Annotated in this window: 5 protein-coding genes and 1 pseudogene; 1 reads left to right on the top strand and 5 read right to left on the bottom strand. The window is 69.4% G+C overall.

Annotated elements, in window-relative coordinates; translation table 11 throughout:
* The 3 genes and pseudogenes from Q1V87_RS04180 to Q1V87_RS04190 all read right to left on the bottom strand — a co-directional run.
* Positions 1-215 (bottom strand): annotated as a pseudogene (locus Q1V87_RS04180) (ABC transporter ATP-binding protein); the annotation flags it as partial.
* A gap of 293 nt (positions 216-508) precedes the next feature.
* A complete protein-coding gene (locus Q1V87_RS04185; protein WP_300590972.1) occupies positions 509-1027 on the bottom strand; it encodes a methylated-DNA--[protein]-cysteine S-methyltransferase in 519 nt (172 codons plus the stop codon).
* Between the two features lie 2 nt (positions 1028-1029).
* On the bottom strand, positions 1030-2538 hold the full coding sequence (locus tag Q1V87_RS04190) for an AlkA N-terminal domain-containing protein (protein WP_300590973.1): 1509 nt from the start codon (positions 2536-2538) through the stop codon (positions 1030-1032).
* A 216-nt stretch (positions 2539-2754) separates the two neighbouring features.
* Here Q1V87_RS04190 and Q1V87_RS04195 point away from each other — a divergent pair, with 216 nt between their 5' ends.
* Entirely contained in the window at positions 2755-4173 is a 1419-nt protein-coding gene (locus Q1V87_RS04195; RefSeq protein WP_292732869.1) for an NAD(P)/FAD-dependent oxidoreductase, read from the top strand.
* A gap of 28 nt (positions 4174-4201) precedes the next feature.
* Here Q1V87_RS04195 and purH read toward each other — a convergent pair whose 3' ends face one another.
* Together purH and Q1V87_RS04205 are read right to left on the bottom strand one after the other, a co-directional pair.
* The gene (gene purH / locus Q1V87_RS04200; protein ID WP_292732870.1) at positions 4202-5809 is read right to left on the bottom strand and encodes a bifunctional phosphoribosylaminoimidazolecarboxamide formyltransferase/IMP cyclohydrolase; all 1608 of its coding nucleotides are present in this window, start codon (positions 5807-5809) and stop codon (positions 4202-4204) included.
* Positions 5810-5880: 71 nt separating this feature from the next.
* Positions 5881-6138: formyltransferase family protein (locus tag Q1V87_RS04205; RefSeq protein ID WP_300590971.1), on the bottom strand; the 258-nt coding region annotated here is incomplete at its 5' end.

The following is a 6138-nucleotide window of genomic DNA, read 5'->3' on the forward strand; positions in this document are numbered from 1 at the left end:
CCCCAGGCGATCTGTCCGGGATCTCCGGAGGCGATCGGGCCGCCGACGATCACCTCGAGGACCAGCGGGAACATGAGGGCCAGCACCGAGGCGAGCATGGCGCTTGCCGCGCCGAGGCCGAGACGCCCGAGCACGGGGCGCGCGAACGGCAGCAGACGGCCCAGGGCACGAAGGGTCGACAGGTGGGGCGTGGGAGAAGAAGGCGTTGCGGTCATGGTCCTTGTGGGAGGGCGAAGCGAACCCGCGGGTGTGCAGGCGGGGAGGGCGGCTCCGGGTCAGTGGAGCGCGGATGCGAAGCGTGCGGTGTCGTGGGCGAGAACGCAGGCGGCGCCGAGAGTATGCCGCGACCGGTCAGGTCGTGGACAGGCGAACTAGTGCGTCGTAGCGGGGCCGCGGTGACGCAGCGGGGCCGCGGCGGCAAGGACGACAGTGCTCGCGACAACAGCGGTCTGATACATGGCATCCTCCTTGGCGTACGGGTTGCCGCACGACGCGGCAGCCCTCCAGACTATGCCTGAGAGTCAGCTGAAAGCAAGGACGGATTTTCCCGATCCAGCAGAGACCGCTTGACCTCCAGACCCCATGCGAAGCCGCCGAGGCTCCCGTCCGTGCGCAGCACGCGGTGACACGGTACAAAAAGCGCTGGGGCGTTGCGGGCGCAGACGGATGCCGCCGCCCGCACCGCGGTCGGGTGACCCAGGACCGCGGCGAACGTCGCATACGACAGCGGCGCTCCGGGCGCAATCCGGCGAAGCGCAGCCCATCCGGCCATCTGCCCCGGTGTGCCGAACTGCCGGACCGGTACGTCATCGATCGCCGCGAGATCACCGGCGTAGTACGCGCGGACAGCAGCTGCGGCATCCGTCGTGCCCGGGCGGATATCCGCGGGCCGATCTGCCGGACGGATGCGCTCCGCGATGCGTTCCACCGAGTCTGTCCACCCGGAGGAGAGCACCGCACCGTCGCCCGCAGCGAGGATCACGAACGGGCCGTCGGGGGTGTCGACGATCTCGAAAACGGCGGTCATGGTCATGTGGGGACCTCCTCAGCAAGCGCGCTCAGCGCAGGGATACGGGGGGTGCGGGTACGCGCGGGCGCTGTTCGGATGGGGCGGGCGGGAACGGCCCGCCACAGGTGCGCGCTCAGGTAGCTGCGCCAGGGCGCGGCTGTCGCAGCCCACGCCTCGAGCCCGTCCGCGGGGATACCGAGAGCCTGGGCACCGGAGCGCACCGCGACATCCCCGGGGAGGAAGACATCAGGGTCGCCGAGCACCCGCATCCTGACGTAGTCGGCAGTCCAGGGGCCGACACCGGGTAGCGCGAGGAGGGCGCGTCGCTGATCGATTCCGTCGTCGGCGATCGTGAGGGTCAGGCTGCCGTCGGCCAGGGACGCCGCGGCGCCGACGATCGATCGAATACGCGCTCCCGGCCCGCGCAGCACCTCTGCGCCGCGCTCGGCGATCGCCGTCATCGTCGGGAACAGTCGTGTCAGCCCGTCGGGCCCCGGCACTTCTTCGCCGAGAGCCTCGGCGAGCGCGGTCAGCGCCGTGCGTGCTGCGGCAACGCTGATCTGCTGGCCGACCATCGCGCGGATGAGCATCTCGTGCGGGTCCGCAGCGCCAGGAACCCGGATGCCGGGAATCGCGCGAACGCGCGGCGCGAGGCGCGGATCGCGCGAAAGCGCAGCGTCGATCGCGAGGGGATCGGCATCCAGATCGAAGATGCGGCGAACGCGGGCAACGAGGGCGGCAAGGTCGGGAAGAGCGGTCACCGCGGCGCGCAGGCGCACGGTGTCGGCATCCGATCTCACCTCGAACCATGCCGGGCCCGATGCCAGTCGCACCGTGCGCGCGAAGGACCTTTCACCCGAAACCTCGACACCCGGCAGCGCCCGCGCGCTCATCCACGCGAACAGGCCGTCGGCGTCGAACGGTCCTCGCACGGGAAGCGCGAGGTCGATGACTCCCTCGGCTGACTCGGTGCCCGGGCGGCGGGCGCGCACTTCGAGCGGGGTGAGACCGAAGACCTCGCGGATCGTGTCGTTGAACTGCCGCACGCTCGCGAACCCCGACGCGAAGGCGATGTCGGATGCCGGCATCGCGGTGCCCACGAGCAGCATCCGTGCCGTGTGTGCTCGCTGCGCGCGACTGAGCGCGAGCGGGCCGGCTCCGAGTTCGGCGGTCAGCAGCCGGGTCAGATGCCGCGGCGAGTAGCCCAGTCGACGAGCCAACCCGGGAACGCCCTCCCGTTCGATGACACCATCGGCAATGAGCCGCATCGCGCGCGCCGCGACATCACCACGCACATCCCAGTCCGGGGAGCCGGGAGCTGCCTCGGGCAGGCAGCGCTTGCAGGCGCGGTACCCCGCCTCATGCGCGGCGGCGCTCGTGGGATAGAACGTCACATTCGCAGGCTTCGGCGTGCGTGCCGGGCAGCTCGGTCGGCAGTAGATGCCCGTCGAGCTGACGGCTGTGACGAACTGACCATCGAAACGGCCGTCACGCGACTGAATCGCGGCATACCGTTCGTCGAAGGTCATCGAGAGCACGGGTCAAGCTTCGCACTCCCCGCCATCGCCCACTGGCGGAAATCAGACACAGCAGCGGAGGCATCCGCGGGCCCTGACCCAGTCATGTCCTGCCAGGGCCATCCCGCTGCTCGGAGAGTGGGCGCATCTGGTCGCGTCCTGGGGCGGATGCGACAATTCGCGCCCACTTTCTGGGGCGGTGCCCGGGCGGGCGGGTTACCGTGGCATATGGGCGCGCGCGAGTATGACCTTGTTGTGATCGGGGCAGGGCCGGTCGGGGAGAATGTCGCCGACCGGGCCGTGCAAGGGGGCCTGCGGGTCGTCATCGTCGAGAGTGAACTCGTCGGGGGCGAGTGCTCGTACTGGGCGTGCATGCCTTCGAAGGCGCTGCTACGAAGCGGGGCGGTACTGCGGGCCGCTCGAGCAGTCGACGGCGCAAGACAAGCCGTCACCGGCGAGCTCGACGTCGCCGCGACCCTCGCACGGCGCACGGGGTTGACACACGACTGGAACGACGCCTCGCAGGTCGAGTGGCTCGAGAGCGCCGGCATCGACCTCGTGCGGGGGCACGCCCGGATCGCGGGCCGCAAGCGGGTCGAGGTTACCCGCCCAGGCGGCGAGGTGGTCGATCTCATCGCCACCCATGCGGTCGCCGTCTGCACCGGTTCAGCAGCTCTGCTGCCCGAGACGCCCGGACTTCGAGAGATCGAACCATGGACGAGCCGCGAAGCAACGAGCGCACGATCCGCGCCTGCCTCGCTCGCGGTCATCGGCGGCGGGGTCGTCGGCTGCGAAATGGCAACCGCGTACGCGAGCTTCGGCACAGCGGTAACCCTTATCGCGCGTTCCGGGCTCCTGGGCGGCATGGAGCCCTTCGCGGGAGAGATGGTCGCCGAGTCGCTGATCGCGCAGGGCGCCCGGGTCCTCACGGGGATCGACGTCGCCTCAGCATCCCGCGACGCGAACGGTCGCACCCTCAGCCTCTCGGACGGGACGTCGGTGACGGCGGCGGAGGTGCTCGTCGCTACCGGGCGCGTACCGCGCACCGCAGACCTGGGCCTCGAATCGGTGAATCTGACACCTGGCAGGTGGCTCGACGTCGACGACACGATGCTGGTGCGCGACACCGATTGGCTGTACGCGGTTGGCGATGTGAATCACCGCGCCCTGCTCACCCATCAGGGCAAGTACCAGGCCCGCGCTGCGGGAGACGTCATCGCGGCCCGTGCCCGCGGCACTCACGTCGACACCTCCCGGTGGGGTTCCCACGTCGCGACGGCCGACCACGACCACGTCCCGCAGGTGACCTTCACCGACCCCGAGGTCGCCTCGGTGGGACTCACCGCCGAGCGCGCGGAAGCGGCGGGGATCAACATCCGGGTGCTGGACTACGACCTCTCCTGGGTCGCCGGAGCCTCCACTGCGTCGGATGACTATCGTGGCCGGGCGCGCGCGGTCGTCGACCGTGAACGCGAGGTGCTCGTCGGGGCGACGTTCGTCGGCCCGGATGTCGCGGAGCTACTGCACTCGGCCACGATCGCCATCGTCGGGGAGGTGCCGCTGAGCCGGCTCTGGCACGCCGTGCCCTCCTACCCGACAGTCAGCGAGGTATGGCTGCGCTGGCTGGAGGCCTACGGCAGGCCCTGAGTGAGAGCGTCTTCCCGCCGTCCAGCCCTTAGTGGAAGAAGTGGCGCTCGCGCGTGAAGAACATCGTGACGCCAGCGTCGCGCGCGGCCTTCACGACCTCCTCATCGCGGACAGACCCTCCCGGCTGCACAATCGCCGACACGCCGGCGTCGATGAGCACCTGCGGTCCGTCCGCGAACGGGAAGAAGGCATCGGATGCGGCGACAGCGCCCCGCACACGATCACCTGCGCGCTCGACCGCAAGGCGACACGAGTCGACCCGGTTGACCTGGCCCATGCCGATGCCGACGGTTGCCGAGTCCTTCGCGAGAACGATCGCGTTGGATTTCACGGCGCGGCAGGTCTTCCACGCGAAAATGAGGTTGGTCATCGCGTCGGCATCCGGACGCTCACCGGAGACGAGCTCCCAATCGGTGGCGACGGACTCGATGTCGTCGGGAAAACGGTCGGCATCCTGCAGAAGGAGGCCACCCGAGATGAGCCGCACATCCATCGGCTCCTGTTTCCAGTCATCGGGGAGCTTCAGCACGCGCAGGTTGTTCTTGAGGCGGAAAACCTCCAGAGCCTCCGGCTCGAAGTCCGGCGCGACGACCACCTCGGTGAAGATGTCGCGAAGGTTCTCGGCCATCTTCAGCGTCACCTTGCGGTTGGCGGCGATCACGCCACCGAAGGCAGAGACCGGGTCGCAGGCGTGGGCGCGCAGGTGCGCGCTGGCAATCGGGTCCAGCGCGTTCGGCGCCGACACCGCGATGCCGCAGGGGTTCGCATGCTTGATGATCGCCACGGCGGGCTTGACCAGGTCGAAAGCGGCGCGCAGAGCAGCGTCAGCATCGACGTAGTTGTTGTACGACATCTCCTTGCCCTGCAGCTGGGTCGCTTGGGCGATGCCGCGCCCACCGGTGCGCGTGTAGATCGCGGCGCGCTGGTGCATGTTCTCGCCGTAACGCAGGGTCGACATCCGTTCGGCGCGAATCGTCAGGTGAGACGGAAGGTCGACATCCTCCCCCAGCGTCTCGTCGGCGAACCAGGTGGCGACTGCCCGGTCGTACTCGGCGGTGTGCGCGAAGGCGCGCGCGGCGAGCTCGCGACGCTGCGCGAGAGAGGTGCCGCCCACACGGATTGCCTCGATCACCGACCCGTAGGACTCCGGCGAGACCACGATGGCGACGTTCGCGTAGTTCTTCGCAGACGCCCGGACCATAGCGGGACCGCCGATGTCGATCTGCTCGACGACGTCGTCGCCCTGCGCGCCGGAAGCGACAGTCTCGACGAAGGGGTAGAGGTTCACCACGACCAGCTCGAAGGGCTGGATGCCGAGATCCGCGAGCTGGTTCTCGTGGTGCGCGAGGCGAAGGTCGGCAAGAAGCCCCGCGTGCACGGCGGGGTGCAGAGTCTTGACGCGCCCATCAAGCGACTCGGGGAAGCCTGTCACGGCGGCGACATCGGTGACGGCGAAACCGGCATCCCGGATCGTCGCGGCCGTCGATCCCGTGGAGACGATCTCGGCACCTGCCTCGGCAAGCGCCGCGGCGAGGTTCAGGAGATCGGTCTTGTCGCTGACCGAGACCAGCGCCCGCCGGACGGGCACGACGTCGCGGTCGCGGTACAGGGACGGGTCGTGACTGGGGCCTGCCATCGGGTCTCCTTGCTGTCGGGTGGTCATCGGCCGCGCGGGCTGCGTCGTCGCGGACCTGGTCAGAGGAAAAGTCAGGGGGATGAGAGGTCGATCTCGCCCGTTGCGATGCGCCTCACGACGTCGATCAGGAGTCGGCGTTCGACCGGCTTGATCCTCTCATGAAGGCTCGCCTCGTCGTCGCCGGGAAGCACCGCGATGCGCTCCTGCGCGAGGATGGGTCCGGTATCGACTCCGGCGTCGACGACGATGACACTCGCACCGGTCTGACCGACACCGGCAGCGAGCGCGTCTCGGACGCCGTGGGCACCGGGGAACTCGGGAAGGTACGC

It is taken from the genome of Microbacterium sp. (genome assembly GCF_030149085.1).
In the GTDB taxonomy this organism is placed as follows: domain Bacteria; phylum Actinomycetota; class Actinomycetes; order Actinomycetales; family Microbacteriaceae; genus Microbacterium.